Here is a 3,070-nt window from a genome sequence, read left to right as displayed (position 1 = left end):
CGCGAGAGCCTCTACAAAGCGCTGGCCCCGGGTGCGAAGCCGCGGTACGACACGGTCCTGAAGTTGATCCGCGCCTTAGGAGTCGAGCTCCAGATGACGCCTGTCCCGCGCAAAGCCTAACGATGCGTGCTGCCGACGGGCGGCTCGGTAGCTCGCTGCGCTCGCGGTTGTTTGATCGCCCGCAGCAGAAGCCAGGCGTGAGACGGCTGCCGACATCACCCAAGCGCAACACTGCACAAACAATGGAGGCTGCTCGGCAAAGGCAGAATCCAAGAAAGGATGCGGGAGGCGGTCAGTGTCGCGTCCCGCTGATCGGACGCGCTTTTACCATCGCCGGCGAGATCGCCGCGCCGCCGATCTCCGCTGCGATGGGCCCACTGCCGCTGAAGCGCACCCAGAAGGGGACAAACAGTACTCCGGAAGGCGTTTGCACGCGAATGGCATTGCTGACACTTGCCCAGTTGCCGCTGGATACGCGCAGCGTCCAACGCGTACGGTAGAGCGACACGGCACCGCGGAGCAGCCGTCCAACGGTTCCGTAAATCGAGACCAATTGCCGAGCGTCGGTCGCCCACATCATGGTGCCGCCACCGCGGCTCGCCATCTCCGAAAGCACGCTGGTGTTGACGTTGCCAAGTCCAACCGTGTACACCCGCACGCCGGTAGCGGCGGCGCGGGCCGCCACATCCGCGATCGTGGCGCCTCCTTCGGTGTCTGCGCCATCCGTGAACACCAGCACGGCCTTGTTCGGCGTCAGCGCGTTGGTCGAGGTGTAGTCGATCATCGAACGAGTGGACCGGTAGAGCGGCGTACCGCCACCCACCTGTCGCGTCAGTTGATCGAGCGTCGAAAAATACAGGGGCCATTGGTGGTGAAGCCGGTGCCGTAAACGGTCAGTTCGAATGGAAGCATTCGCCCTGGTCCGGCAAACGCGCTGAGCACGACGTTGTCCCCCGGGCCGAGCGCATTCATGAAGATCTTCGCGGCCTGGATGCGAGAGTCATTCGGGTCCGTATTGGAAATGCTCCCGCTCTGGTCGAGCAGCATGGCGACCGAGAAGGGGCCAGTGGCCGGCGGAGTGAACGGCGACGCGGCGTCCTGCGTGAAGTTGAACTGTGCGCCGCTGGACGTGAAGGGCTCGATGCTGAAAGCTGACGCGTTGAGCGGGATACTCTGCGAATTGGCATCGACAACGAAGAGGTCTGCCTCGAAAGTGTACTGTTGCGTCGCCGTTGAAATCGTGCGCGTCGCAACCGTTCCGGCCGACGGCAGCGACTGCGGGGCGAGTCGCAAGGTCACGCTGGTGGTTGGCGCCGCGACCGTAACCGGCGTTGAATTGGCGACAAATCCGGCCTTGGAGGCACGCACGCTGTACGACCCAGTCGAGGTGTTCGTGCGCGTGAATTGCCCGGTTGCGTTCGTGGTCAGCGTTGCGGCAACCGTCGCGCCCTGCAGCAGTTCGATTGTGGCGCTCGGCACGGCGCTGCCGAACTGATCCGTCACGGTCCCGCTCAGCGTCGCTACGGGAGCCGGCACGGTGATCTGTGCCGCAGCGCTGCGTCCCTCGCTGGACGCGGTGATGCTGACGGGCCCTCCGGGTGCGACCGCGGTGATTAGGACGGTGGCGCCGGTCGGCTGACTGACCGTCGCCACGGTCGGATTGCTGCTGACCCATGTGATGGTCCGGCCGAGAAGGGCATTACCGGTCGCATCCCTGGCGTTGGCTGCCAGCGTGGTCGTACCGCCCAGCGGGATAGTCGCGCTGGATGGGGTTACGGTCACGGACGCGACCGGTGCCAGCACAGTCACCTGCGCTGTTCCGATCTTTCCGCCGCTGCTGGCGATAATGCTGACCGATGCGGCTGGCGATAGCGCCGTCACGAGGCCCGCTGCGGAAACGGTCACGGCAGCCGGATCAGTCGATGTCCAAGTGACTGGCCGACCGGTCAGGACATTACCTGCGGCGTCAGTGGTCGTTGCGGTCAGCGTCGCCGAGTTGCCTACGAGCAACGACGTGGAGCCTGGGATGACCGCGATGCCGGCGACGGGCACGGGGCCTGAAGAGTTGTCGCAGGCCGTCAGCGTCGCGGCTACAAGCATGGCCGACAGAAGTCGCTTCATTACAAATGCCTCAGGGAAAATCGTGCCGCGGGTGGCTATGGGGGATAGACGCGCGCGATCAGCGTCGGCGATCTCCGACGCCAAGCTAGCCACGCCCTCTGAAAAGCGAGCAGAATCTGCCTCGGGAAAGACGGATGCGACAGGATCGCACGGAAAAAAACTGGTCCCGGCCGAGGTATCGTGACGTGATCCGCCCCTGGTCGGTAGGGACTGTCACCGTTCCGTTGCTCGACGGGCCGTTCCGACGGCACGTCCGGCCTCGCAGGCCTCACGATGAGTGCTGTTGACGAGCGGACCGACCATCAGCGCCGAGGGAAACATCGGGTGATCCGCTTCTAACAGAAGCCGAGCAATCCCCGGCAACGGCTAACGGTGCGGGGGATGTTCTTTTTGGGCGTCGTGAGGAACCACGCGGGGTTGTTCGGACCGACTAGTCATAGTTCTCGGCTCGGGTGTCGTCCTGTTGATCGTGTCCGGATTCGCCGGCACGGCAGGACCATCCCCCGGATGACCACCATGCTTCAAACATTACAGCACGTGTCGCGTCGCGCGGCCGCGGCGCTCTCCCTTGCGGCGCTGACCACCACCATGGTGGCCTGCGGCGGCGACGACAACACGCCCGTGGCCCCAGCGGCCCAGACGATCGTGCAGACGGCCGCGGCCACGCCGCAGCTCTCCACCCTCGTGTCGGCGCTTCAGGCCGCCGAGCTCACCACGACACTCAGCGGCACCGGGCCGTTCACGGTCTTTGCCCCGGTCAACCCCGCCTTCAGTGCGCTGCCGGCCGATGTGCTGACCCGCCTGCTGGAAACGGGGAATCGTGCCGTCCTCACCAAGGTGCTCACCTTCCATGTGGTACCCGGCCGCATCACGGCCAACCAGCTGCAGAACGGGCAGACGCTCACCACCGTGGAAGGCACCGCGCTCCCGGTGACCGTCGCCAACGGCG

General features: G+C 65.1%; 4 protein-coding genes. 2 read left to right on the top strand and 2 right to left on the bottom strand.

Annotated features, from left to right (window positions below; translation table 11 throughout):
* On the top strand, nucleotides 1–120 hold a 120-nt coding region (locus ACIRA7_RS16225; protein WP_396221876.1), incomplete at its 5' end, for a DNA-binding protein.
* 172 nt (nucleotides 121–292) lie between these two features.
* Here the strand turns inward: ACIRA7_RS16225 and ACIRA7_RS16220 are convergent.
* Nucleotides 293–784: a VWA domain-containing protein gene (locus ACIRA7_RS16220; RefSeq protein WP_396221875.1), complete on the bottom strand. Its 492-nt coding sequence runs from the start codon at nucleotides 782–784 to the stop codon at nucleotides 293–295.
* A gap of 47 nt (nucleotides 785–831) precedes the next feature.
* Nucleotides 832–2,214, bottom strand: coding sequence for an Ig-like domain-containing protein (locus tag ACIRA7_RS16215; RefSeq protein WP_396221874.1), 1,383 nt, complete (start codon nucleotides 2,212–2,214; stop codon nucleotides 832–834).
* 414 nt (nucleotides 2,215–2,628) lie between these two features.
* On the opposite strand from ACIRA7_RS16215, the gene ACIRA7_RS16210 reads away from it, so the two are divergent.
* A partial coding sequence (locus tag ACIRA7_RS16210; RefSeq protein WP_396221873.1) for a fasciclin domain-containing protein occupies nucleotides 2,629–3,070 on the top strand: 442 nt, incomplete at its 3' end.

The sequence above is a fragment of the Gemmatimonas sp. genome (genome assembly GCF_044376735.1).
Lineage (GTDB): Bacteria > Gemmatimonadota > Gemmatimonadetes > Gemmatimonadales > Gemmatimonadaceae > Gemmatimonas.
Note: the sequence above shows the minus strand (reverse complement) of the source record. Positions and strands in the feature narration are given on the sequence as shown.